The organism is Vibrio sp. 10N.247.310.23 (genome assembly GCF_041467155.1).
Classification (GTDB): domain Bacteria; phylum Pseudomonadota; class Gammaproteobacteria; order Enterobacterales; family Vibrionaceae; genus Vibrio; species Vibrio crassostreae_C.
In genome coordinates this window covers 213,457-236,854 of sequence record NZ_JBFSTZ010000002.1, presented here as the reverse complement: position 1 = coordinate 236,854, position 23,398 = coordinate 213,457, and the positions used below count along the sequence as shown (strand labels likewise).

Sequence of the window (23,398 nt, the reverse complement as noted above, 5' to 3'; positions counted from 1 at the left end):
CAATGGCCGTGAACTTCTGACTATTACATCCACTAAATCCAGTGAGCAATTTTATCGAATAGTCGGTTCTTGTCGGCAGGTTTCACGATAAAATCTGACATGCCTGATGATTCCATTTTTTCCAATGTCACAGGAGAACTGTCACCCGTGTGAGCAATAATTGGCACTGAAGAGTATGCTTTGTTAGCGCTTCGAATTCGACGAGAAGCTTCAACACCGTCCATGATTGGCATCTCGATATCCATCAGAATTAAATCAATATCATCGCTGTCCAACGCGTCTAAGGCTTGTTGCCCATCTTCTTTCTGAACGACATCAAAACCCTGCTTTTCCAATAACATCGCGGTAAATCGGCGCAGAGATTCGTTATCATCGACCACCATGATCGTGCGCTTATTGGTAGCCTCTAACGGTTTTACAGAAACTGAAGGCATCACATAGTTGGAGTCGAAAAGTAAGCGTTCGATGGTCGCCTTGGTATTCAGTAGCCAAACTTGTGTTTCCACCCAAATAGGTTCAAAAGCAACGTTTCGGACACGTTTAATTGGGTGATGTTCATACAAATAGATGATTCGAGCTTCAGTGAATGAAAGTAAAGATTCAATCCTATCGAGGCAACTTGCTCTTAAATCCAAGCTCTCCATGTCAACGAATATCAAGTCGAATTCGAACTGGTATTCCTTATTTTTAAGCGCAGATGCTACATCCAACACCGTGAGCTCAAACCCCATAAAACGGGCTACCTCAGTCATTTTATTGGTGAGAACTTTCTGGTCACTCACCATTAGCACAATCTTAAGTTTAGTCAGTTCATTCTTGATTTCTTTCACCGAATGGGAAGACAAAGATGGAAAAGTCATCGTGAACTGTGTCCATTGATCCACTTCAGACTGGCATTTAATCTCACCACCAAACGAGCGCATGACCTTCTGACAAAATGGCAAACCTAAACCGTAATTACCCGACTGGCCTGTGGTGTAAAAGTCTTGGAAAATACGACGAATGATATCGCTCGAAATACCAGAGCCGTTATCCGTCACCATTATCTGGTTCGTCACTTCATCACTGAACATGGTGACATGAATATGAAAATCTTCAGGGCTACGATGATGGAACGCATTCTTGAACAGATTATACATGACGTATTTCAACAAGGTGTCGCTACCCAAGAACTCAAAGTTACTCTGCACATCCAAGGAGATTGCTGACTTATCAGCAGAGCGCTTGTAATTGAAACTGTCTATCGCATCCTCAACCACCGCTTGCGCTGAATGCTTCTTAAACGTAGATCGAGAGACTCGGTTTTCATCAATTGAAGTCAGTAACAGATCTATCGTTTCGTTACCGGAATGAATGATCTCCATCGCTTCATCGCCCACTTCACGCAACTGAATCACTTCTTCATTGCTTAACGCATATTGCCCTTTTTGATCGCCACTTTTAGGGTTCGGCAATATGGACTGCATGACATCAATAGAGGTAAGTAATCCGCTTAGAGGGTTTCGCATCTCATGGGCAATACCCGCACCAAAAGACTTCGCCAATGACACCTTGTTTTCATGTTCCACCTGATTGCGGAAGTAGAACAAGTTGCCGAATAAGTAGATAAACAAAAAGATTGGCACATGCGTCCAATCCATTGTGAGTTCGAGGTAGAAGCCTTGTGCAATCCAAGCGCACAAGGTAGCAATCCCAATACCGGCAAAGGTTTGTGCAAACATCACTCTCGTCACGTGCACCAATAAAATATGGAGGAAAATAGCCGACATGAATGACATAACCCAAACGTTGGACCAATTATTCATTAGCAGCATGTAGAAGAAGAAACCTGGCAAACAGATAGTTACGGCAACTTGATAATAAGCCGGAAGGTATTTTCGCCATTCAAATGGGACGCGATTGCGAAATATAATGCCAAAGAACAATACCGAGCAAAACAGGCGAAGCGCTAAGTTTTCGTAGGGTTGCGGGAACAAAAACTCCCACACAATGTAGTAAATTGGGAAGCCGACAAAGCCCATCCAACCCACGAGGGTTAAATTCGGTTCTGCGTACTGGTAAACTTTACGAATCGCGTTCATACGAAATACTTTGCTCTCTAAGCCCTGACGTTTATTAATTCTATGATTTGGTTTTTATACTTATATTTTGGCGCCGATTATATTACACATCACGTCCGAGCAGTGAGGTTTCAATCAAATATGTACCAACGCATTTGTTTTTATTATTAAGCGTAGATGAATGATGCACCCTGCTGACGCTTAAATTTAAGTACGAGTGCTTGGTTCAGGGATGGGCATGCGCGGTGTTCTTTTGATAACTGTGTTCAGCTTACCGCTATGTCACTGTTACTCGATGCATTTTTCTTGGAGTATCCCCGTAATCTATCACTGCGTAATGTTGCGTTACCCTGTTATCCCAGATCGCCATTGAGCCGTTGTCCCATTTGAAACGAACTTGAAACTCAGGGCGTCTCGCAATTTCAAACAGTTGGCTGAGTAAAACATCACTCTCTTTGCGGTCGAGTTCGTTGATATAACGAGTAAACTGTTCATTGATACAGAGCGTTTCTTTATCTGTTTCAGGATGAACTTGAACAACAGAGTGAACCACTGGCGGATTCTCCTGTGCTGTTTTAATCAAGGATTTGTGCCAATCGAGATCAATGTCTTCTGATTCTATACCTTCAAAGGCCACAAGCGAATGAGTCGCCGACAACCCTCTCAACTTAGCTTTCATATCTTCATGTAGAGATTCAAAAACCGCAGTCATAGAACACCAGATAGTGTCACCACCAATGCTTGGAATGTGTTGAGCATGCAACAGGGAAGCTTTCGACGGCAAGCTGCGCCACGTTAAGTCGGTATGCCAATAACTTTCCTTTGGCGCATTGCCACGGGTTGTTTCAATCACACTCACCTGTGGCGCACTTTCCACGCGAGGGAAGAAAGGATGTGCAGGTTCTAACGTTCCAAAGCGCTGTGCAATCATCAAGTGTTGTTCTGGAGACAAAGTCTGCCCGTCGAGAAAGATCACTTGATGGGCAATAAGTGCCTGATGCACCTTATCGAGTTCATCAGCACTGCATGTAGAAAGCTCTAGTTCGTGAATACGAGCGCCGATGTGAGGAGTAATGGGTTCTATTTTCAACATACTTTCGCTTATTGGTGATATTGAGTTGCAGGGCGGATCTGGCTACTAGGCTAATCTGACTACTAACTGTAAACCGGGTAAATGCTGATTTTCTTTCTCACTTGAAATAGAAAGTCGTCTCTCCGAAACAAAAAAAGAGCTCCTAAGCTGGAGCTCTTTTCGTTTTTTGATACTTCCTGTATCCATAGACAAGTCCAATCTGTAGTACTTTCACTGAAAGCCAGATCATCGATATCTCCAGTTGTGTATCACCAATAAATCTAGCATACAATCTTCAGACTGTTCTGGGACACAACCGAGATAATCAACTCTAGTGCCAAGCCATTTCGCCGCTTAGCACTTTCGCGCCAAGTTCTAAATCGCCTTCCGTAGCCTCAAATTTCGGGTAGGCTTTCTTCATGTAATCACTGATCTCGACCGATGTTGGATTACTTTTGCTCGCCAACGCTTTTTCAATATCAGCCACATAATCCTTCGTGAAGTGAACTGCATTTATTCCTGTTGGCATTTCACCTAAATAGTGACCCGGAATTACAACCTCTGGCTCTAGTGCTTTCATACGCTCCAACGATTGTGACCACTGGCTACGAATCTCTTTCGATGCAGTATCTGCCATCCATACATGCACACCGCTATACACCGACACGCCACCAAACACCGTTTTTTCAGACGGAACCCATAGGTAAGCTTGGTGTGTATTTATCTCTTTCACTTCGATGGTTTCACCTTCGATGCTTAATGTTGTGTCGTTCATCACCATTGGAACAATCGCCTTAGAGGGCGCGTTGCCTTCTAATATAGACCCCCAGTATTCAAGCTTTGCATCTTTGGTGCGTTTGATATGCGCGACAACGGCTTCACTGGCAACGACTTTAACGTTAGGAAATGCCGAAACTATCGGTTCCAAACCAAAGTAGTAATCTGGGTCGCCGCTACTGATGTAAATCATCGATAATTTTTTGCCAGTCGCTTTGATTTGCTCCACCAAATTTTGTCCATCAGCCACACTAAATTGCGCATCAAACAGAATCACTTCTTTCTCACCCGAGACCAATACCGAGCTTGCCGGGAATATCGCGTTCTCGCCGGGGTTATAGTGAGTAATGTTCAGTTCTGTCGCTAGCGCAACACTTGATGCCAGCACGGTTCCTAGGCTTATGGTTCCTAAAAGCATGCTTTTTGATAACAGGGTTTTCGATAACGTATTCATGGCTTTATTCCGATATTTGGAGTTGAACACCTGCCAACTCGCTGAATGTCCAAATATCTTATTTGATTGTTTTTAGATGAAATAGACATCAAATTAACTTTAACTGTTGCAGTTTTCGGACATATACTGAGGTCGGTTTAATTCTCTAGGCAATAAAACAATGGATAAACTCGAGGCAATGAATGTCTTTGTCACCATAGTGGAACGTGGCAGTTTAAGCGCTGCGGCAGAGCACCTTGATCTCTCACGAACCAAGGTCACTCGTTATTTGGGTGAGTTAGAAACATGGATGGACACACGCTTGCTTCACAGAACAACACGAAGCTTGAGTTTAACCAGCGCAGGTAAAGAAACACTTGAGGTCGCCAGAGAACTTTTGGCACTGGAAACATCCCTAGCTGGGATCAGAAACCAAAACCGAGAGCATTTAAAAGGTCAGCTGCGTATTACTGCGAGCTACTCGATTGTCGATAGCTTCTTGATGGAATCAATTAGTCGCTTCATCGCCAAATGGCCAGAGGTTTCTATCGACATTATCTCGACTGATCAGACCGTCAACCTGGTTGAGTCACGCATCGATTTGGCCATTCGCATAACCAACGAACTGACGCCCAATATTGTCGCGAAGCAGATCGGTGAATGCCGCTCCGTGATTTGCGCATCGCCTCAATATCTAAAAGAGAAAGGCACACCCACAGAAGCCCAAGATCTAGCGCACCACAACTGTTTATCGTTCAGTTACTTTGGCAAAACCGCTTGGACGTTCAATGGCCCCAATGGGCTCGAATCGGTTCCGATTAAAGGGAATATCAGTGCAAACACCTCAGAGGTTCTGCTTTCTGCCACACTCAAAGGCAACGGTATCTGTTTACTGCCCTTCCCTTCAGTGGAAACCTTGATGCGTGATGGTCTATTAGTGCCACTGCTTTCTGAATGGCAACCTAAAACGCTCGGTGTTCATGCTATTTATGGAACGCGTAAACAAGTCACACCGCTGTTAAGAGCCTTTATCGACCATTTATCTGACGAGATGGAACAATCGACAAGTTGGTAGAAGTACGATGCCATCACTAAGGAGGAAAACTTGCCATTAGTAAAACTGATGCAGAATTAAAATCATTAATTTTACTTAACTGTCAGTTGCTTCTATCGTGACTGCATACATCATCAATTAGCTTATTAACGCAGGGAAACTGACTATGACTGCCATTACGGATCTAGACCTCCTACTGAAATCCATGTCACCAGAATTAATCGACGGTAACTATGTTTTTTGCACTGTCGACGGAGCGCTAGCAGACTATGTTCAGCTCAATCCAATCTCGACTTTTCGTGAAAAAGAAGGTTTAACGCTGGTTCTGGAAGAAGACGTTGCGACCAAAGCTCAGCTAGACTTCGACGCTGTGTTTAGCCTGATCACTTTATCGGTACATTCGAGCCTTGAAGCGGTTGGATTGACGGCAGCGTTTGCGACAAAGCTTGGCTCTTACGGCATTAGCGCTAACGTGGTTGCGGGCTACTATCACGACCACATCTTCGTTCAAAAAGACAAAGCAGAAGCTGCAATGAGTGCGCTGAAAGAGTTTTCAGAAGTAGATTAGTAAAGAATTCGATTACTCACAAATACAAAAAAAGCGACGTAATCTACGTCGCTTTGGCTTATTGCTTAACGTGCACTCACTGATCAGGCATCAGTGAGCGAACCAGTTAAGCAAGCTTAAAAGTCGCCACTTTGTCACTTAAGCCAGCGGCTTGGCTCTTAAGTTCGTTCGACTCAGTTAAGCTGTCCTGTGCGCCCACAACTAAGTGGTCGGTAACATCTTTAATGGTCGCCACGTTCTGGGTAATTTCACCCGTCACATGTGTTTGCTCTTCAGCAGCCGTCGCGATTTGAGTCGCCATATCGCTGATCAAAGCAACTGCAGTATTGATCTCTTCAAGCGCATGCGAAGCTCGATCGGCATCTTCTACTGAATGTATTGCCAACTTAGAACTGCTCTCCATCAGCTCAACCGCTTGCGCCGTTGTACGCTGCAGGATATCAATCGTTGATTTGATCTCTTCTGTTGAAGAGTGAGTGCGCTGCGAAAGCACACGTACTTCATCAGCAACTACAGCAAAGCCACGACCTTGTTCGCCAGCACGAGCCGCTTCAATCGCAGCATTCAAAGCAAGTAAGTTGGTTTGTTCTGCAATGCCTTGAATCGTTGCGAGTACAGTCGAGATCTCTTGCGCATGCTTGTTAAGTTCGCTAATCACACTACCCGCTTCATTAACTTCATTGGCTAGGTTATTGATTGAACCTTTGGTATCCACAACCAGAGCGTGACCACTGTTAGTGCTTGTCGCTGAATCTTGCGCCGCTTTTGCTGTTTGCTCGGCATGCGATGCTATCTCTTGCGTGGCGCTCGCCATTTCAGTTACGGCCGTCGCGACCATAGTGATTTCTTGCTGCTGATGATTAAGCTCATCCACCGAACGGTTCGCACGCTGAGCACTTTGCTCTGACTGGCTGTTTAGCTGTTCTGACTGCCCACGGATATGGCCAATCAACTGCTGTAAGCTTCCAACAAAGGTATTGAAGTTATGAGCCAACTCGCCCACTTCATCTTGGTTTTCAACATGAATGCGTTGAGTTAAATCACCACTACCATTCGCGATTTGCGCCAGTGCTTGAGAAACGTGGTTCAACGGGCGGAATAGAATCGTACACAACAGGTTAAACAGTATGGTACATACGATCACCACAAGTAGCGTCACCAACACTTGACCAATCACTGCATCAAATAGTGGCGCAACCAGAGAGTCATGGTTAACAACGCTCACAGTAATCAGGCTCGTTCCATCAATCGCACGTGCGTACAGAACATAGTCGCTGCCATTCAACTCGATAGAAGTGTCTTTACCGCTAGTCAGCGCCTTTTGTACGTCCGCAAAATCTAACCCAAGTGAGCTGATGTTTTTGTTCAGTAACTTAGTGTCAGGGTGCGTATAAACCGTGCCCTTATTGGTCGCGATGAACATGTAACCTTCACCTGGAAGAATCACCTGCTCTAGACTGTTTAAGATGTCTGTAATTTCTACATCAGCACCCAACACAACCTGTTGCCCATGCAGTTGCATTGCTGTTCCTAATGAAACAACGTTCGCCCCAGTTGCTGCAGCAACCGTTGGGTTATCCATGAACACCTTGCTTGGGTTCGCAACCGCATTGGTGTACCAACCCCATACGCGTGGATCATCATTGCCCGGTGGCAACACAACACCGTTCGCGTTCTTTTGCGAACCATCAGGAAATGCCAAGAAGACATTATCAAAAGAGGCTGAGTCACGAACCTGTTTTAGATGAGTCACCAAGCTTTCTTGTTTGGACTCTTTCGAAAGAGAAGTAAGCGCACGCTCTTTGGATAAGATCCAATCCGATACATATTGATTGTACGAAGCCGATGCGCCCTCTAAGCGCTGTTCAACTTCAATATCCAACCTTTGCAGTGAAGCACGAAAAGACAATGCCTCGACCAAAATCCCCCCCAGGATAATGGCCATACTGGCTGAAATCGCCAGCTTATTTTTAAGCGAGAGTTTCTTGAACATAGGAAACCTATAATTTGGAAGTAATAAACCGTGGCGAACAAATTGATTGCCAAAGCGGTTTGCAAGCGGGATATATTTTACGATTTAAAATAAATTAAGAAACCAGCTAACCGGTTGAATTATTCATATGTGTGAGTAAGAGCACGCATCGTAACCCATTGATTTAGAGAATGGTGAACTCTAAATTTCAAATTGGAAACGAGAATAAGTTCAACGGTAGGCGTCAAACTTTAGGACTGGTAAAGGCACAGATCACGCCATTTCTCACAACCTAAATAGCGTTACGGGTTTTGATCCATTAATCTAATCGTTCATTCTGTCGTCTGAGTTTTTCTATGTCCCGAAGCCAACGTCTCTTTGACCTACTCCAACTATTACGCTGCCATAAATACCCAGTTACCGCCGACTACTTGGCGATAGAACTCAATGTAAGTACTCGCACTATTTATCGCGATATCGTGACACTGCAAGCACAAGGTGCTGAAATTGATGGTGAAGCAGGAGTTGGCTATCAGTTGAAACCGACCTTCACTCTCCCTCCGATGATGTTTTCAACGGAAGAATTGGAAGCGTTACGGCTTGGCGCTGAATGGGTAGCGAAGCAAGCCAATGGGGAATTCAGTGAGTCAGCTAGAAATGCCATTGCCAAGATTTCTGCTGTGTTACCTGCTGACCACCAGGCCAAACGCAGTGAAGATATCGTGCGTGTTGCTTCAATCATTGAAGTCGCAGAGTTAACCATTGACCTGTCGGACATCAAGTTCGCAATTAAGCAACAGAACAAAGCTGAGATTCATTACACAGACGCCAAAGCTAAGATTAGCTCTAGAATCGTTTGGCCAATGTTGATTGGCTTATTCGAACAACAATATGTCTTGGTCGCTTGGTGTGAAACGCGAAGTGCGTATCGTAATTTCAGGCTCGACAGAATTACCGAATGGAAAATACTTGAGCAAAAGTACCAGCATGCGCGCCACGACTTGATCAAAGATTGGCAGAACATGGAAGGCATTGCAGATAAAGTGATTCGCTACTGACAAAAACTGTCACAGGGGTTCGATACATTGCTGTGGTCCCAAACCGGGCTCAACACAAAAACCGAGTTAACTGAAACCAACACGGCAAACCCAATTGAACAGTTCAGGAGCTACTATGTTTACCATCGATTCATTTGTTCTTTATGTCACTGACATTCACCGCAGCATGGATTTCTATTCTAAAGCCTTTGATTGCGAGCCAAAGCTTCTATCACCGACCTTTGCTGTTCTAGACTTTGCAGACAATGTTAAAATCACACTCAAGCAAGCAGATGTTCTAACACCAGCAAGTAACATCAAGGGTGGCGGTACTGAGCTCTCTATGCCTCTTGCGGATAAAGAGACACTGGAAAACATTTACAACACATGGAAAGAAAAAGGCATCCAGTTTGAGCAAACGCCAGAAGAGTCCGTTTACGGCATCAACTTCCTTGCTGTTGATCCAGACGGACACCGTATCCGCGTATTCGCTTAAAAGAATAAGAGCAAGCCGTATTTGAGCCGCTTGCTCATCTCATAAAAGCTTACTAACCGAAATCTAGAGTCAGCAATAGTCGCGTCTCATTTGATGACGTAACTGGTGAACGGTGAACAAGGCCTCTATTCTCATTGCCACTCCAACGCTCCCCTTTCAATAGCGCCACATCACCATTAGCCATTTGTTGAATATCAGATTCATGAGCGTATAGGCCTGAACCCGAATCTGGCTGTCCATTACTTCCACGGCCAAGCTTAGAACGGTCGACCGATTCGTTTGGCAGCCATTGAGTCGCAACGCCGTGATAGGTTGTCACTAAACGGCAAGGAACTTGGTCAAAATGAAAACGAGGACACATCGCTTTATTCAGAACCGCCAAACGGAGCCCTACTTCTTCAAGATCGAACAAACAACAGAACATATCCACGAGCTCTGCCATGTTTTCTAATAACGCTTTGGAAGCGGTTCCATCGGTGGCAAATTCCAATTTATCGAGAGCATATTCAGGTGACACGCTAACAGACTTACTGAAGCTAGGATTCGAGGCGATGAATTCACTAATTGCCATAGTTAAATCTTCATCAAACTGTCGCTGCCATACCGCTATATTAATATCGCTTTGGTAGATATCCGCTAATACCGTTGGCTGCTCAGAAGCGCTAAGTCCTGGCTTATGATTCGCCTGATCCTTGATACTCACAACGGAATTAATGTTAAGTGGCTGATTGCTATTCGTTATCAAAGGCTTGGTCAACACGGCATTCATTACGTCATCTCCTTGATGCATGTTTATCGTTTCTCTTTTAATACTGCAAACGTCGTTCACAGTAATAGTGACTGTTAGTTATGTTATAACATAACTAAACTTACACAAGTAACTTTGCCGATCATGGTTCCAATAATATGGCGATGCTCTACCTTCGTCAGGTAATTTGATGAATGCTGAACTAAGCTTCTATCTATCTTTTTCTAATTTATCTTTAGTTCAAATAAAGACTCCAAAAATGCACGACTCGAGAACGTTAAACTTGTGAATTCATCAATGTGGTGACAACTTATGAAAAAACTAATCTCTACACTCGGCCTCCTATGCACCGTTATCTCCGCTCAATCTTTCGCGGAAACGGGCTACACGTTAGACCCCAATTTATCGAATATCACGTTCGCAACCATCAAGAAGCAGTTTGTTGTTGAGCCCGCATCCATCAAGCCTTTATCTGGTGGTCTTACCGAAGAGGGTCAATTTGCCATATTGTTGGACGTAAAAAGTGTGAGTACTGGCGTGGATATTCGCGATCAGAGGCTCAATGAGCTCTACTTTGAATCGATGACTTTCCCTGAAGTGAAAATCTCTGGAAAAGTTGAACCGTCAATGTTGTCTGGTGACCCAAAAAGAACAACCATTGCAGCGGAGGTTACCTTGCACGGCGTAACAAAAACGATTGATTTTCCCGTTTTAATCGTTCCATCAGAAGAGTTAGTGATGGTTAGTTCAGCCTCGACAATCATCGTCAATGGCGCTGATTTTGGAATATCGACAGACAACTTGAACAAGCTATCAGCTACCGTTGGTGGGTTAGCGATTTCCGACAAAATCCCTTTAAGCTTCAATCTGCTCTTCGATAAATAATGGGTTCACACCTACCCAGTTAGATCTTTCTTAATTCACATTCATCTATCGTTTAAGGTGGGTGAATGTCAGTTAAAACCGGCAAGTCAGCAAACAGTCCTAGATAAACAAGTCACTCATGTTCAATTAAAGCGGTCGGTCGTCCAACTTTAGTCTAACAATTAATCACTCAAATCTGCGGTGATTAAAACAATCGCTTATTGCCTTATCCTCGGCAGAACAACACATCCACCTAAGTGTTTAAACACACTCGCTATTTACCTATCTCAAACCGGTTTTAAATGAGCAAATTATATGACTAACCGCCTAGTGATATTGATGGTGAATGATGTCAATATGCAAAACTAAACAAAGATCTTGTCCTAGTGCTAGAACATCTAGCTAAACCTAAAAAGAGCCCTTTTCATGCTGAATAAACACATCGTTAATCGAGACAGCTTGGCTGGAATGGGGGCCACTCTAATAGGCAACGGGATCGGTAGGTTTGCCTATATAGCATTAATGCCGGCTCTCATTCAAAGTGGTTGGTTTAGCGAAAGTGATGCATCTTACCTTGGTGTCGCGACCCTTCTTGGGTACATATTGGGTGCACCTGCTGCCAACATACTGCTGCGTTACTTTAGTGCTGGGCAGTTAATTCGATTCGCTATGTTGATGAGCAGTTTTAGTTACTTAGGCTGTGCGCTACAAGAGGCGCCCTTAACATGGTTCTATGTTTGGCGAACGTTGGCTGGAATTGCGGGTGCCTTATTAATGGTTGTCGCCCCACCAGTGATTGTCCGAAAGTTTAATCCCGATGTGAAGGCGCGTGTCAGCGGTGTCATATTTTCAGGCATTGGACTTGGTGCGATGTTATCAGGCACATTAATCCCAGTACTGATCTATTTTAGTGTGGTGTCGGCTTGGATTGGCATGGGAGTCATCGCATTAGTCACAACGATACTGACTTGGAATGCATGGCAAACCCAACCTAACACGTCTAAAGCGCCTTATATAAAATCCTCCTTCTCTCAGCTCTCAAAGCCAAAACTAATCAGCGTTGCGCTTATTCTGTTAGCGTATACCTTCGACGCTATTGGCTACTTACCCCATACCTTGTTTTGGGTAGATTACATCGTGCGCGAACTGGGTATGTCGTTTAGCAGCGGTGGTTTATTCTGGGCTACCTTTGGTATTGGCGCCGCCATTGGACCATTGATTACCGGTGTATTGGGAGACAAGTTAGGGCTTAAAAAATCCCTCTGTATTGCATTTAGCCTCAAGGCTTTAGGCGTCGCATTACCGCTTATTAGTACACACCCTATCGCGCTGTTAATTTCTTCATTACTGGTTGGTATTTTCACGCCGGGAACGGTAACTCTAGTGTCGACTTACACGTTGGAGATTGTAGGCTATGAACTGCATACCAAAGCGTGGGCAGGAATGACACTCTCTTTTGCTGTATCACAAGGTGTGGTTGGGCTTTTGATGGCGTACTACTTAAATCATATGGCTTCATACGACGTGTTATTCACCATTAGTACTGCTGTTTTGGTGCTGTCTGCGGTGTGTACCTTAATGACTGTAACTCACTCTAAGCCTGAACACATGACCTAGTTCTAAGCTAGCTTCCAGAGTTCATCTGACGAATACAATAAAGGATTATCATGCAACTCTACTTAAATGAAACCTCCCCGTTTTCGCGCGTAGTCGCAGCAACTGCGCTTCTATCACGCTGCTCTCCTCTGTCTTTTGTTTGGGTTGATCCATGGAGCTCCCCGGCCAACCTAAAAAGCGTCAATCCGTTTTGTTTAATTCCAGCACTCAAACTTGAAGACGGAACAGCACTAACGGAAAGCTTGTGCATTTGCCAATACCTAATTGAAACGTACCAGCCTCAAACGCTACGTCAGGTAACGTTAAGTCGTGCCAATGAAATGCAAACGTTAGGAACAGCAAAGACGTTAATGGAGATCGCGTTTAGAACCGCGGCATTGATTCGCTATGCAGACAGTGACAATGCGCTTATCCATAGAGGGCAAGAAGGTATGGTTGCCGCCCTAGAGCAACTTGACCAAGAGATAAAAGAACAAGGACTAGAATCCCTTTTGAGCGACAACTTGGCCACCTTGTATCTCCATGTAGCTTTAGATTACGTCCAGTTTCGACATACTGAATTGTTTGATGAAGTGGACAGCCGCAACATCATCGATTTTTTACACCTTTCTCCATTCGCAGACGTACTGACACTTATAAGCATTGAGAGTTTGGCAAACAAGTCTGATTATGAAACGTTGCTTGATTCGTTCGGTCGGGAGACCTAAAAGCATCCAGAACTAGAATGCGTAAAGTCTTGAATTCAACGAGAGATAGGCTCAGAGATGTCGTTGATGTCACATGTCGTTACACAGCATGACGCCTTAAGGCTTTACATCTTGGGCGAGGTAAACAACAATCAGTGAGAATAAATCCATAACATAATGTATTTAGAAATTATGAGTAACACAGAAAACAAAAAATCGAGTCCTCTTTTCGAAGTCGTGTTTAACGTCTTTCTTCCTTCATTCATTTTAATGAAGTTCAGTGGAGATGAGCATCTCGGAACAGGCTTAGCATTACTTGTCGCACTAGCCTTCCCTATTGCTTACGGTGGCATGGAGTTAATCCGCAATAAGAAGTTCAACTTCATCGCTGCGCTCGGCTTTGTAAGCGTGCTATTGACGGGCGGTATTGGTTTCTTCGAGCTAGACACTCGTTGGTTAGCACTAAAAGAAGCATTAATCCCTGGTCTAATTGGTTTGGCGGTTCTTGGCTCAACCTTCACCCGCTACCCGTTTATCCAGAAAGTTATCTTCACACCGGCCCTGTTAAATATCTCTCTTATTGAAGAGCGCCTAAAGCAGTTCGGTAACCAAGCAAAGTTTGATCGTTGTCTAATGACATCCAACTACCTATTCGCGAGTACTTTCGCATTTTCTTCAGCTATGAACTACTTCCTAGCGACTTGGATTGTGACTAGCCCTGCTGGCACCGCTGCCTTTAATGAAGAACTTGGCAAGCTGACACTTTACAGCTACCCAGCAATCGCCATCCCAAGCATGCTGATGATGTTAGGTATTTTCTACTACATTTGGCGTCAAGTTCGCACGATGACATCACTAGAAACAGAACAAATTTTTATTACTAAATAGTTCTGAATTAACAAATCGCTCTGACAGCACAACATGAAGCCCAGCAATTAAGCTGGGCTTCTTTGTTTTTACTCTTTCGTTATCAACGTGATAGATGACAGCTTCGATTTGGATTATGAATCGAACGGGCAACCCTAATGCTCTTTTCTCAAGTAAATTTGGGCAACATGTCTATAAACCAATAATAATCAATGAATTGCATTGATTGAACCGACAGATGCTTTTATAGTCAATTCTGTTGGTTACTTTACAAAGCTCTACCCGCTCACTGACATTATTTCAATTGCTGTTGATAAGATCGCATAAGCTAGGTGCTAAAGGTAGACGCCAGCCGTACTCAATAAGGAATATAGATTATGAACAAATCTCAATTAGTTGAACACATCGCGACTTCTGCAGACATCTCAAAAGACCAAGCAGGCACAGCACTAAATGCGCTAGTTGAAGGTATCTCTACTTCGCTTGCGAACGGTGATGACGTATCGATCCTTGGATTTGGTAGCTTTAAAGTTAACTCTCGAGCTGCTCGCACTGGTCGTAACCCGCGAACCGGAGAAGAGATTCAGATTGCCGCATCAAAGACGCCAGCATTTAAAGCGGGCAAGGCACTAAAAGAGACGTGCAACCTGTAACACAAAAAACACAAGGAAGATTACGATGACGACTAAGGAAAAAGCGAAAACGAGCCGAAGCAAAAAAGCAGGCAAGTCGACTAAAGCGCAAGCCGAAACGCCTAAGACTCGTCAACGCATTGAAGAGCTTCTCGAAGAGCGTGAACTGGCTAAACTGTTAGAACTTTAGTTTATATAAGAACTAAAGTTTAGGTTTAAGCAAGGTGATAGTTTGTTATCGTTCTAATGCCACTGCAGATTTGTAGTGGCATTTTTGATTTAGGAGCAAGCGCCTCTAATAAATAACATTGATACCCCTCCCCACTAAAGCGACAAACACATCTGTCCAAAATCTGAACGCTAAGTAACTGATTGAGTTACATAGCTATACATATCCATACTTACCCAAATCACCTTTTTCACTATCATCATTTTCTTGTTATTGGTGAGATTATTGGAAGGGTTCATGACACGACTATGTTCGAGCAATCCTTCTTCTTTGAGGTGATTATGAATGTCGTTCGCATGGGGATTGAAGCAAATACCCATAAAAATAAGGGTAAGTACAAAGCGATAGTTAAGTTTACTATTCGAGCCCTGTTTTATTATTCAGCTACTCGAAAAATGAGTAATAATTTCAACTCTGAAGAGAGAAAGTTATTATTTATCAAGCAACCCAACTTCCTTTCTAAATTTGTGACTCCCTACTTATGTACTGGCTTTAGCAATAAAGAAAAGATCGATATCTTATCCAAACACTACGACTGGTTTGAAAACACCTTCGCAACAGAAGCTAGACACCAAATCTATAACGAAAGGCTCAATCTTTTAAAACTTGAGATAGATGACAACGTTTATCTGGTTAATCTCAGCTTCGAAAGAAACGCGAGAAAAGAAGGTGAACTGACAATTTCATTGACCAACTCTCAACTCGAAAAAATGTATACCATTTCGTTTACTGTTTTCGACAACAACATCTACATCGGCGGTATACAGGGTGGCGCCAATGACAATGGATTTAGCCGCACATTCACCAAAGCTTTTTACGGTTTAAGACCTAAATCCTTCATGGTAGAAACACTACGACTGCTCGCTATTAACTTGGGTATCGACAATATCTATGCGGTAAAAGAGTCTGGTCATGTCTCGAACTCATTACGCTACGGTAAGAAAAACAAAGACATCAGCCTTAAATACGACAGTCTGTGGGAAGAGCACGATGGACAGGTGCATGATAACTATTTCTATCGTCTCCCGACAAACCCGAGCAGGAAAGATCTTGAAGCTCTAAAACGTCAAAAGCGTAAGTTGTATCGCGAGCGTTATGCCTGGCTAGATCTGTATGAACAAGATCTGAAGAACGTAATCAGTCAGCACATCCATGATCCTGTTCATTATGCTCATGACAGTTAATTTGGCTAACCTGTACTCGACTCGCTAACGCGTATTACCTTTACTAGCGTGCTTTAGTCTAATCACAGCCCTTGGACCAAACGCTCAATCCCGAGGTGATAGCTTTAAAATAAATATTAGACAATGCTAATTTACATCTTTATAGTATCTAGGTATTTCGAAAACTACTCAATCGCCGGCGACCAGCCAGTACTGATCATTAAGAAGATACAAGCTCTATGCTCGGCAATTTGTATAGTTAAACTTAGAGACAGTAATAGGTAAACGTATGACTAAAATTGTAATCATCGGTGGCGTAGCTGGAGGTGCTTCAGCTGCTGCACGCGCTCGTCGTCTTAGTGAAGAAGCCGAAATCATAATGTTTGAACGAGGACCATTCGTCTCTTTTGCCAACTGTGGATTGCCATACCACATAGGTGGCGATATCGAGGATAGAAGCAAGCTTCTGTTACAAACACCTGAAAGCTTCTTAGCTCGCTTCAACGTTGACGCACGAGTGATGAACGAAGTTACCTCTATTGATCGCACCAATAAAACCGTTACAGTCAAAAATCTTGTTGATGGTAATCACTACAGCGAGAGTTACGACTTCTTATTACTCAGCCCTGGAGCCGGTGCCGTCGTTCCTCCCATCTCAGGAATCGATAACCCCCTCACCCATTCACTACGCAATATTCCAGATATGGATCGCATCATCGAAACAATCCAAATGAATAAACCTGAGCACGCGACAGTTGTTGGCGGTGGCTTTATCGGCTTGGAAATGATGGAAGCGTTTCATCAGCTTGGGATCAAGACTTCGTTGATTGAGATGGCTGACCAAGTAATGACGCCAGTAGACCGGGAAATGGCCGGCTTTGCCCATGCGGAGATTCGTGACAAAGGCATCGACCTAAAACTCGGCGTCGCGCTTGAGTCTGTGAAATATATACCTAACGAACACATCGCAAGTTTTGATTCAGGCGAGAGCGAGAAGCACCAACACATAGAGGGTGAATTAGAATTAACACTTAATAATGGCGAGTCATTAACTACTGATATCTTAATCATGGCTATCGGTGTGCGTCCTGAGACTAAGTTAGCAAAAGAAGCAGGACTTCAAATTGGCGAACTAGGTGGTATCTACACCAATGAAATGATGCAGACTAGCGATCCTAGCATCTACGCTGTGGGTGATGTGGTCGAAGAAAAAGACTTTGTCACAGGTGCACAAACTCTAGTTCCGCTTGCTGGCCCTGCTAACCGTCAAGGTCGTACGGCTGCCGACAACATGCTCGGACGCAATGAAATCTATCAAGGTACACAGGGCACAGCTATCTGTAAGATTTTTGACCTAGCCGTTGCCTCAACAGGGAAAAACGAAAAACAGTTGAAGCGTGAAGGCGTCGACTATGAAAAAGTCTATGTGCATACCGCAAGCCACGCTAGCTACTATCCTGGCGCTGAGATTGTCTCGTTCAAGATGTTATTCGCCCCTAAGACAGGGAAAATACTAGGTGCGCAAGCCGTCGGTAAAGATGGCGTAGATAAACGCATTGATGTTATGGCAGTAGCTCAACGTGCAGGTATGACCGTTGATCAGCTTCAACACCTTGAATTAACCTATGCACCACCTTACGGGAGTGCCAAGGACGTGATTAACCAAGCCGCATTTGTTGCCAACAATATTATTAAAGGTGACGCGACACCTATTCATTTCGATGAGATTGCAACATTAAGCGACAACCAACTCCTACTCGATGTTCGTAACCCTGGCGAACTAGAAAATGGTGGCTTTATTGAAGGCGCAATCAACATTCCTGTCGACCAACTGCGTCACCGCATGGACGAACTATCAAAAGACAAAGAGATTGTAATCTACTGCCAAGTCGGGTTACGTGGTAACGTGGCTTATCGCCAACTCGTCAACAACGGCTTTAAAGCACGCAACTTAATCGGTGGTTATAGAACACTCATGTATGCAAAAGCTTAAGGATTAATACTTAGTCGCCGGTAATGGTGCGCGGACACTTACGGGCTAGTTGCTGAGAGAAAGTCGCTCATAAATAGATGCGAGTAGTTAATAGTAAACATTGAAAAACCGAGCTTGGCATTTAAGTAAGTGCCAAGCTCTTTTATTATTCGTAGGAGTCAATAAAAGCTTGCAGTGCTCGCTGATCGACAATTTCTAACCCTTGATCTCCTTTCTGATGAAACCTTTGTCTAATAGGTCTTTAACCGCTCTTCGATACACTCTGCTCAATGTGCCAAAACGTTCCGCTTCTTGATTCACTTTATCGAAACCGCCTAACACAGTATTTGTCTCGCTTTGAACCAATAAGTCGTAGGCAATGTTGTAGGTAATTGAGTGTAAAAGACGGTTAGTGTAAATGCCCATAGAGTCTTGATAATCTTCCGCTAATGCAGAGGCAAAGAAGAACATCATCTCCGGGTTTTCATGTAGTGCTTCTGCTAGTTTCTGAATGCAAATGACATCAACTTGCATGTGTTCGTCAGCCACTACGTTCCACTGACAAGGTGTCTGAGTGAAAAACTCCATCTCACCGAAGATATGGTAATCGCAATTCACCTCACCCAATTGAAAGCGTCGCCCATTAGCTGCAGAAATACTCATAGAGACTCTCCCTGCGGGCACTACATAAAGATACTGAAGCTGCTCACCTTGACGTAGGATTTCATCGTTTTGATTAAAGTAACGAGAGTTAACTTGGTGTTGGTAGATGAGATCTCTAAATTCAGAGCTTTTTTGTTCTAAGTAGTTTTTAAAGCGTCCGCTTGAGTATGGTGCAATCTTCATACTTACTCTCTCATTGCATTACTGCTGTTTATATTCAAACGATTGTAACCACTTAAACCACAGGAGAGAACCCAATAAAAAAGCGACGGTCTCCCATCGCTTTCGTCTTGTATTTCTTCGGGCTCTTATTGAGTAATTAGTGCTTCCAGTGCCGCTAACGATGCGAGCCGCTCACCTTGCATCATCACTTTTGCCTCATCGACATATTGCCCAACGCCCTCCTTTACATCTTGTTCGTACAAGACAACATTGTTCAAGATAGAAGCTACATTAAGCCCTCTCAAGCGTCCCACGGTAAACAGCGCGGATGTTTCCATGTCTGCACCTAAAATGCCTTTGCCATTCCAGTACTGACAAAGCGCCTGCTCGTCATCGGTATAAAAACTGTCGTGTGAGCGTATCGTTCCTAAATAATAAGGTGTTGCTTGCAGCTGCAAGAACTTGTCTAGCTCTTTAAGCAGACAGAAGCTTGCATAGGCGGGATACGACGGCTTAACGTAAGCGGTAGAACCACCCTCATCGCGAACTGCGCCCTCTGCAATAATTAGCTCACCAAGCCCGATATGGGACTGCATCGCACCTGCAGACCCTACTCTGACGATATGAGTCACACCACAAAACTTAAGCTCTTCTACGGCAATGATCATTGAAGGTGCGCCAATGCCGGTGCTGCAAACCGATATCGCCTTCCCTTGATAGGTGCCAGTGAAGACTCGATACTCGCGATTCTCAGAAACCATCTCTGCATCTTCTAGCAAGCTCGCGATTCGATTCGCTCTATCAGGCTCACCACAAACAATGACTAACGGAGCAATTTGCGTTTCATCAACGCCAATATGAGGTTGCTTTGCCATCTTCACTCCTAAGAAGCCGTTGCTTGAGTTAACGATTTATCACTGTTTCGTTTAGCTGTGCGTGCCCACTCACGAGTACCGTTTGCCGCAATAAACATTAAGATTGCATATTGAACAGACATTGCGTACACGCCCTGCGTCACATAAATACCAACACTGATAATGTTAATCACAATCCAAAGTATCCAGTTTTCAACATACTTACGTGTCATAAGAACTTGAGCAACAATAGATAGAATGGTCATCGTTGCATCCCAGAATGGGAACGCATCAGGTTCAAGTACTGGTTCCGTTAAATCAGCACCAAATAGATTCAGGCTATCAACCGCGATGTTCGCCAACGCAAAGAAGAATGGGTCGATATACATTGTGAGCAGTGCAATCGAAATCGCACAGGCTGCAGCCGTTGCCACCAGCTTATTTTGACTCAACCAGCGAACTTCTAGCGTTTCACCTTGCTCATTAGGGCGTGTCCATGCGTACCAGCCGTAAATGTTGGCGCAGAAGAAAAAGAGTTGAAGCAGTAACAGTCCGTATAACTGAATTTGGAAAAAGATAACCGCAAATAGGGTGACATTCAGTAACCCGAACAGGTAATTAATGGTTTTTTCTTGGCTTGCAAACCAAATGCAAAGCAGGCCAAATACGGTGCCGAATGCTTCGATCCAGCTCATTGCATAGCCATCCCCTATTGGGATATTGACTAGAGTATTGTTGATATCAAGTAGGGCGAATAGATCCATCGGGGTGTCCTTTATTATTTGATTTTTGTAGCACCTATCTTATTGCGCCGATAGAAACAAAGAGGAGGACATTTGTCCCCCCTAGATTGCATGCGATCATAAATCAGAATAATAATTCCGGAAAATCAAATTCACAGAAAGGTGTCATCGCCCTCCCAACAGTCTTGAACTCGAAACTCCAACAGCAGAACAAATCACTTCCAAAAACGAAACTTTAGCTTACTGGCTTTAAGCTGATATCGCGTTGACGGGCGCTCTTGAGAAGCGCATGCTTTTATTTCGAGCAGAATCGTTTTTGGCCGTGTAATCGACCCATCACACTTTTTGTACAACTTACCCAATTGAATGGCAGGTCACATGAATAAGATTGTTATGTTAGTAATGGGGCTGTTTTTTACCAGTCGATTGTTTGCCAGTATTGTGCCGCATGTTGGTCAACTTGAACATGATGCGCCTATTCTCCTTCGCTCTGCATTGATTGTGGGCGTTGCGGCTTATGTCGTTTGGACAGCGTTCAAATATTTCAAAAAGAACAAAGCCTCTGGTTCAGAACAACTCTAGGGAGAGGCATTAGAAATGCTTGAGAGTTAGCAGTTAAACTCGGTTACTTATCTGCAAAATAGTCGACCAAGATTTTACGCCACTTTCGCGACTCACGAATTTTCAGAAGAGCGCGGTTAATTTCTTCTTCATACGAGTTGTTTTCAGTGATGATAAAGCCATAATTCTGCTTTTCGAGTTGATACGGCAACACCTCTAGATCATCGAACTGCCCGCTTATTCTGCCATTACCAATCATATATTTGAGCACCACATCATCAGCGACAATCGCCTCTACTTCGCCTTCCTCTAAAGCCGCCAACAGTCTTGGCATATCGATATAACTCTTGTGTCGAATACCAAAGCTTGTGAGCATCAAAGAAGAAGTCGTCGCGACTTTTGCCCCTACTTCAACATCCGCAAGATCATTCACACCTTTAATATGGGAAGAGCCTTGGCTGAGCGTAAGCTTGCTGGCTAATACCGCAGTAATACTGGCGATAAACAGCATACTCAGCACACCAATGAACACCGTAGCAATTCGTCCGGTTAAGCTCTTAAACTCAAAATAATTGAATGGGCCTCGAGTGATAAAAAGCAAACCCAGTATGAAACTTTCTAACCAACGGCCCGTTCGGCTTTTCATCGAATAGAGCTTTTCATTTTCACCGTGCTCCAATACATAGAAAAAGGCACCAATCACACCAGAGATAAAGACGATAACGCCAATGATCAGCCACAATGCAGGGTTTAAGAAAATGGCGTGTAAGGTATGAAGGTAACCTTGCTTCTTCACTGCGATAGCGAGGTGAGTTTCATAAAAGGAATGGGAAAAGTCAGCAAACAACTCACGCTCTGGGGTGATTGAAATACAAGAGACACCGATGTCGATTTGCTCTGTTTCAATCGCATTGAGTAATTCATCCAAACGGTGATTCTCTATCGTGTACTCAACGTCCATTTCTTTAGCGATCTGTTCCCAAAGCTCAACACTCAGGCCATTCCATTGACTTTCCATCGAACTGATCACAAAAGGAGGACACAGGTAAACACCGACTTTAAGTGGAGAAGAAGAGGCAAAAGTACTGAAGAATAGAAAAAGAGAAACGATTGAAGTGACACCGTATCGGAGTGTCGATTTGAAATATTTGTGCATCAGCAGCCCTCCAGAAGAAGGCAGCAATGAATTGAATCGAGTACGAAGGCTCGACTAATGAACACACATCAGCGCGATCAGAAGTGAAGAAAGATTATGATAAATTCAATACTGCCCTAGCTTTATTCGTTATTACCTTAACTATAGAAAACCTCTATTTATTGTGCAAAACAATGGGCGTAACAAACTAACGGCATAGGGAACATCGGATCGGTAACTAGTGAGATGACATAAACTGGCTTTGTGCCGACGAACATAACTTTCCGCACTGCGTAATTTGGCTTTCAAGGAAGTAGATATTACGTCTGCTTTTGACCCATTGGGCGCGAACTTCCAGTTCTTGACCAATGGAAATAGGATGATGAAAGCGAGACGCTAAACTCACCGTCATTGCAGTGATGTTATTTTGGAACAAACAATGCAGCATCGCACTGTCATGTAACGCGGTGACAATGCCACCCTGCATGATGCCATCGTAGCCCTCAGCTTTATCTGTTGGTACAATCTTTGCCCTGGTTTTATATTTAGCTGAAGTTTCATACTTGGATAAAGTCTCATGCTTAACTAAAGCCTCGTGCTCACCAATAGCTTCAAATATTATTGGATTGTCTGAAAAAAAACCTTGGCTGCACACTTGGCAACGCCGATGGTTGTGTGGAATGAAAACCTTCATACTTACCTTTTAACCTTAAATACCTAGAGATTAATATGGCTCGACCAAAAAAACATCGCCAGTTATGCACCCGAGCGGCTTACTCTTGTTTTAAGCCTAATGGCGTTCCTATGGACGAGCTTCATAAAGAAGAATTGCTATTAGAAGAGTTAGAAGCCTTACGCTTGGCTGATCAAGAAGGATTGAGCCAACTTGAAGCAGCTGAACAAATGCAGGTGTCTCGCCAAACGTTCGGCAACATCATCAAGCGTGCACGAGCCAAAGTCGCCAAGTGCATCGTCAACGGTCACGCGTTGGTGATTCAAAGCGCTTAACTCGCGAACTAGCCCAACGTTAGCT

At 43.8% G+C, this 23,398-nt stretch carries 23 protein-coding genes and 1 pseudogene; 14 read left to right on the top strand and 10 right to left on the bottom strand.

Features of this window, described 5'->3' with window-relative positions:
- Positions 1–32 precede the first annotated feature (32 nt).
- From AB6D93_RS02435 to AB6D93_RS02425, 3 genes are all read right to left on the bottom strand, one after another.
- Positions 33–2,081 (bottom strand): response regulator, encoded by a 2,049-nt coding sequence (locus tag AB6D93_RS02435; protein ID WP_102333245.1) that lies wholly within the window; start codon positions 2,079–2,081, stop codon positions 33–35.
- Positions 2,082–2,337: 256 nt separating this feature from the next.
- Entirely contained in the window at positions 2,338–3,153 is an 816-nt protein-coding gene (locus AB6D93_RS02430; RefSeq protein ID WP_102333244.1) for a TauD/TfdA family dioxygenase, read from the bottom strand.
- A 310-nt stretch (positions 3,154–3,463) separates the two neighbouring features.
- A complete protein-coding gene (locus AB6D93_RS02425) occupies positions 3,464–4,363 on the bottom strand; it encodes a Vmh family MBL fold metallo-hydrolase (RefSeq protein WP_102333243.1) in 900 nt (299 codons plus the stop codon).
- A 160-nt stretch (positions 4,364–4,523) separates the two neighbouring features.
- On the opposite strand from AB6D93_RS02425, the gene AB6D93_RS02420 reads away from it, so the two are divergent.
- Positions 4,524–5,417, top strand: coding sequence for a LysR family transcriptional regulator (locus AB6D93_RS02420; RefSeq protein WP_017059121.1), 894 nt, complete (start codon positions 4,524–4,526; stop codon positions 5,415–5,417).
- Positions 5,418–5,562: 145 nt separating this feature from the next.
- Positions 5,563–5,964, top strand: coding sequence for an ACT domain-containing protein (locus AB6D93_RS02415; RefSeq protein ID WP_102333242.1), 402 nt, complete (start codon positions 5,563–5,565; stop codon positions 5,962–5,964).
- A gap of 106 nt (positions 5,965–6,070) precedes the next feature.
- Here the strand turns inward: AB6D93_RS02415 and AB6D93_RS02410 are convergent, their stop codons facing one another.
- Positions 6,071–7,957, bottom strand: coding sequence for a methyl-accepting chemotaxis protein (locus AB6D93_RS02410; protein ID WP_102333241.1), 1,887 nt, complete (start codon positions 7,955–7,957; stop codon positions 6,071–6,073).
- 335 nt (positions 7,958–8,292) lie between these two features.
- Here AB6D93_RS02410 and AB6D93_RS02405 point away from each other — a divergent pair, with 335 nt between their 5' ends.
- Positions 8,293–8,994 (top strand): YafY family protein, encoded by a 702-nt coding sequence (locus tag AB6D93_RS02405; protein ID WP_102333240.1) that lies wholly within the window; start codon positions 8,293–8,295, stop codon positions 8,992–8,994.
- A 115-nt stretch (positions 8,995–9,109) separates the two neighbouring features.
- A complete protein-coding gene (locus tag AB6D93_RS02400; protein ID WP_102333239.1) occupies positions 9,110–9,469 on the top strand; it encodes a VOC family protein in 360 nt (119 codons plus the stop codon).
- 52 nt (positions 9,470–9,521) lie between these two features.
- Here AB6D93_RS02400 and AB6D93_RS02395 read toward each other — a convergent pair whose 3' ends face one another.
- Entirely contained in the window at positions 9,522–10,238 is a 717-nt protein-coding gene (locus tag AB6D93_RS02395; protein ID WP_102333238.1) for a DUF1826 domain-containing protein, read from the bottom strand.
- Between the two features lie 291 nt (positions 10,239–10,529).
- Here AB6D93_RS02395 and AB6D93_RS02390 point away from each other — a divergent pair, with 291 nt between their 5' ends.
- From AB6D93_RS02390 to AB6D93_RS02355, 8 genes are all read left to right on the top strand, one after another.
- Positions 10,530–11,102 (top strand): YceI family protein, encoded by a 573-nt coding sequence (locus tag AB6D93_RS02390; RefSeq protein ID WP_017059117.1) that lies wholly within the window; start codon positions 10,530–10,532, stop codon positions 11,100–11,102.
- Positions 11,103–11,507: 405 nt separating this feature from the next.
- Positions 11,508–12,698 carry a YbfB/YjiJ family MFS transporter gene (locus AB6D93_RS02385; protein ID WP_102333237.1) on the top strand — a complete coding sequence of 397 codons (1,191 nt, stop codon included), beginning with the start codon at positions 11,508–11,510 and terminating at the stop codon, positions 12,696–12,698.
- A gap of 50 nt (positions 12,699–12,748) precedes the next feature.
- Positions 12,749–13,405, top strand: a complete 657-nt coding sequence (locus tag AB6D93_RS02380) for a glutathione S-transferase family protein (RefSeq protein WP_102333236.1) — start codon at positions 12,749–12,751, stop codon at positions 13,403–13,405.
- 171 nt (positions 13,406–13,576) lie between these two features.
- Positions 13,577–14,272 (top strand): VC0807 family protein, encoded by a 696-nt coding sequence (locus AB6D93_RS02375; RefSeq protein ID WP_017059114.1) that lies wholly within the window; start codon positions 13,577–13,579, stop codon positions 14,270–14,272.
- 356 nt (positions 14,273–14,628) lie between these two features.
- Positions 14,629–14,904: an HU family DNA-binding protein gene (locus AB6D93_RS02370; protein WP_017059113.1), complete on the top strand. Its 276-nt coding sequence runs from the start codon at positions 14,629–14,631 to the stop codon at positions 14,902–14,904.
- Positions 14,905–14,929: 25 nt separating this feature from the next.
- The gene (locus tag AB6D93_RS02365) at positions 14,930–15,073 is read left to right on the top strand and encodes a hypothetical protein (protein ID WP_017059112.1); all 144 of its coding nucleotides are present in this window, start codon (positions 14,930–14,932) and stop codon (positions 15,071–15,073) included.
- Between the two features lie 320 nt (positions 15,074–15,393).
- Entirely contained in the window at positions 15,394–16,296 is a 903-nt protein-coding gene (locus AB6D93_RS02360) for a VirK/YbjX family protein (protein WP_133154293.1), read from the top strand.
- A 268-nt stretch (positions 16,297–16,564) separates the two neighbouring features.
- Positions 16,565–18,268 carry an FAD-dependent oxidoreductase gene (locus AB6D93_RS02355; protein ID WP_102333234.1) on the top strand — a complete coding sequence of 568 codons (1,704 nt, stop codon included), beginning with the start codon at positions 16,565–16,567 and terminating at the stop codon, positions 18,266–18,268.
- Between the two features lie 145 nt (positions 18,269–18,413).
- On the opposite strand, the pseudogene AB6D93_RS02350 reads toward AB6D93_RS02355, so the two are convergent.
- From AB6D93_RS02350 to pnuC, 3 genes and pseudogenes are all read right to left on the bottom strand, one after another.
- Positions 18,414–19,093, bottom strand: a pseudogene (locus tag AB6D93_RS02350) (Crp/Fnr family transcriptional regulator).
- A 125-nt stretch (positions 19,094–19,218) separates the two neighbouring features.
- On the bottom strand, positions 19,219–19,947 hold the full coding sequence (locus tag AB6D93_RS02345; RefSeq protein ID WP_102333233.1) for a nucleoside phosphorylase: 729 nt from the start codon (positions 19,945–19,947) through the stop codon (positions 19,219–19,221).
- An 8-nt stretch (positions 19,948–19,955) separates the two neighbouring features.
- On the bottom strand, positions 19,956–20,690 hold the full coding sequence (pnuC, locus tag AB6D93_RS02340) for a nicotinamide riboside transporter PnuC (protein ID WP_102333232.1): 735 nt from the start codon (positions 20,688–20,690) through the stop codon (positions 19,956–19,958).
- A 357-nt stretch (positions 20,691–21,047) separates the two neighbouring features.
- On the opposite strand from pnuC, the gene AB6D93_RS02335 reads away from it, so the two are divergent.
- Positions 21,048–21,251: a hypothetical protein gene (locus AB6D93_RS02335; RefSeq protein ID WP_004734817.1), complete on the top strand. Its 204-nt coding sequence runs from the start codon at positions 21,048–21,050 to the stop codon at positions 21,249–21,251.
- Between the two features lie 43 nt (positions 21,252–21,294).
- On the opposite strand, the gene AB6D93_RS02330 is transcribed toward AB6D93_RS02335, so the two are convergent.
- Complete coding sequence (locus AB6D93_RS02330; protein WP_102333231.1) at positions 21,295–22,386, bottom strand: transporter substrate-binding domain-containing protein; 1,092 nt, start codon at positions 22,384–22,386, stop codon at positions 21,295–21,297.
- Between the two features lie 217 nt (positions 22,387–22,603).
- Positions 22,604–23,059 carry a PaaI family thioesterase gene (locus AB6D93_RS02325; RefSeq protein ID WP_102333230.1) on the bottom strand — a complete coding sequence of 152 codons (456 nt, stop codon included), beginning with the start codon at positions 23,057–23,059 and terminating at the stop codon, positions 22,604–22,606.
- Between the two features lie 35 nt (positions 23,060–23,094).
- Between AB6D93_RS02325 and AB6D93_RS02320 the strand changes: the two genes are divergently transcribed.
- Positions 23,095–23,373, top strand: coding sequence for a DUF134 domain-containing protein (locus tag AB6D93_RS02320; RefSeq protein WP_004734814.1), 279 nt, complete (start codon positions 23,095–23,097; stop codon positions 23,371–23,373).
- Positions 23,374–23,398: the final 25 nt, after the last annotated feature.

Bases quoted from the DNA above. Each gene is read 5' to 3' on its own strand.
- AB6D93_RS02435 (WP_102333245.1), bottom strand. From the start codon at position 2,081: ATGAACGCGATTCGTAAAGTTTACCAGTACGCAGAACCGAATTTAACC.
- AB6D93_RS02430 (WP_102333244.1), bottom strand. From the start codon at position 3,153: ATGTTGAAAATAGAACCCATTACTCCTCACATCGGCGCTCGTATTCAC.
- AB6D93_RS02425 (WP_102333243.1), bottom strand. From the start codon at position 4,363: ATGAATACGTTATCGAAAACCCTGTTATCAAAAAGCATGCTTTTAGGA.
- AB6D93_RS02420 (WP_017059121.1), top strand. From the start codon at position 4,524: ATGGATAAACTCGAGGCAATGAATGTCTTTGTCACCATAGTGGAACGT.
- AB6D93_RS02415 (WP_102333242.1), top strand. From the start codon at position 5,563: ATGACTGCCATTACGGATCTAGACCTCCTACTGAAATCCATGTCACCA.
- AB6D93_RS02410 (WP_102333241.1), bottom strand. From the start codon at position 7,957: ATGTTCAAGAAACTCTCGCTTAAAAATAAGCTGGCGATTTCAGCCAGT.
- AB6D93_RS02405 (WP_102333240.1), top strand. From the start codon at position 8,293: ATGTCCCGAAGCCAACGTCTCTTTGACCTACTCCAACTATTACGCTGC.
- AB6D93_RS02400 (WP_102333239.1), top strand. From the start codon at position 9,110: ATGTTTACCATCGATTCATTTGTTCTTTATGTCACTGACATTCACCGC.
- AB6D93_RS02395 (WP_102333238.1), bottom strand. From the start codon at position 10,238: ATGAATGCCGTGTTGACCAAGCCTTTGATAACGAATAGCAATCAGCCA.
- AB6D93_RS02390 (WP_017059117.1), top strand. From the start codon at position 10,530: ATGAAAAAACTAATCTCTACACTCGGCCTCCTATGCACCGTTATCTCC.
- AB6D93_RS02385 (WP_102333237.1), top strand. From the start codon at position 11,508: ATGCTGAATAAACACATCGTTAATCGAGACAGCTTGGCTGGAATGGGG.
- AB6D93_RS02380 (WP_102333236.1), top strand. From the start codon at position 12,749: ATGCAACTCTACTTAAATGAAACCTCCCCGTTTTCGCGCGTAGTCGCA.
- AB6D93_RS02375 (WP_017059114.1), top strand. From the start codon at position 13,577: ATGAGTAACACAGAAAACAAAAAATCGAGTCCTCTTTTCGAAGTCGTG.
- AB6D93_RS02370 (WP_017059113.1), top strand. From the start codon at position 14,629: ATGAACAAATCTCAATTAGTTGAACACATCGCGACTTCTGCAGACATC.
- AB6D93_RS02365 (WP_017059112.1), top strand. From the start codon at position 14,930: ATGACGACTAAGGAAAAAGCGAAAACGAGCCGAAGCAAAAAAGCAGGC.
- AB6D93_RS02360 (WP_133154293.1), top strand. From the start codon at position 15,394: ATGAATGTCGTTCGCATGGGGATTGAAGCAAATACCCATAAAAATAAG.
- AB6D93_RS02355 (WP_102333234.1), top strand. From the start codon at position 16,565: ATGACTAAAATTGTAATCATCGGTGGCGTAGCTGGAGGTGCTTCAGCT.
- AB6D93_RS02345 (WP_102333233.1), bottom strand. From the start codon at position 19,947: ATGGCAAAGCAACCTCATATTGGCGTTGATGAAACGCAAATTGCTCCG.
- pnuC (WP_102333232.1), bottom strand. From the start codon at position 20,690: ATGGATCTATTCGCCCTACTTGATATCAACAATACTCTAGTCAATATC.
- AB6D93_RS02335 (WP_004734817.1), top strand. From the start codon at position 21,048: ATGAATAAGATTGTTATGTTAGTAATGGGGCTGTTTTTTACCAGTCGA.
- AB6D93_RS02330 (WP_102333231.1), bottom strand. From the start codon at position 22,386: ATGCACAAATATTTCAAATCGACACTCCGATACGGTGTCACTTCAATC.
- AB6D93_RS02325 (WP_102333230.1), bottom strand. From the start codon at position 23,059: ATGAAGGTTTTCATTCCACACAACCATCGGCGTTGCCAAGTGTGCAGC.
- AB6D93_RS02320 (WP_004734814.1), top strand. From the start codon at position 23,095: ATGGCTCGACCAAAAAAACATCGCCAGTTATGCACCCGAGCGGCTTAC.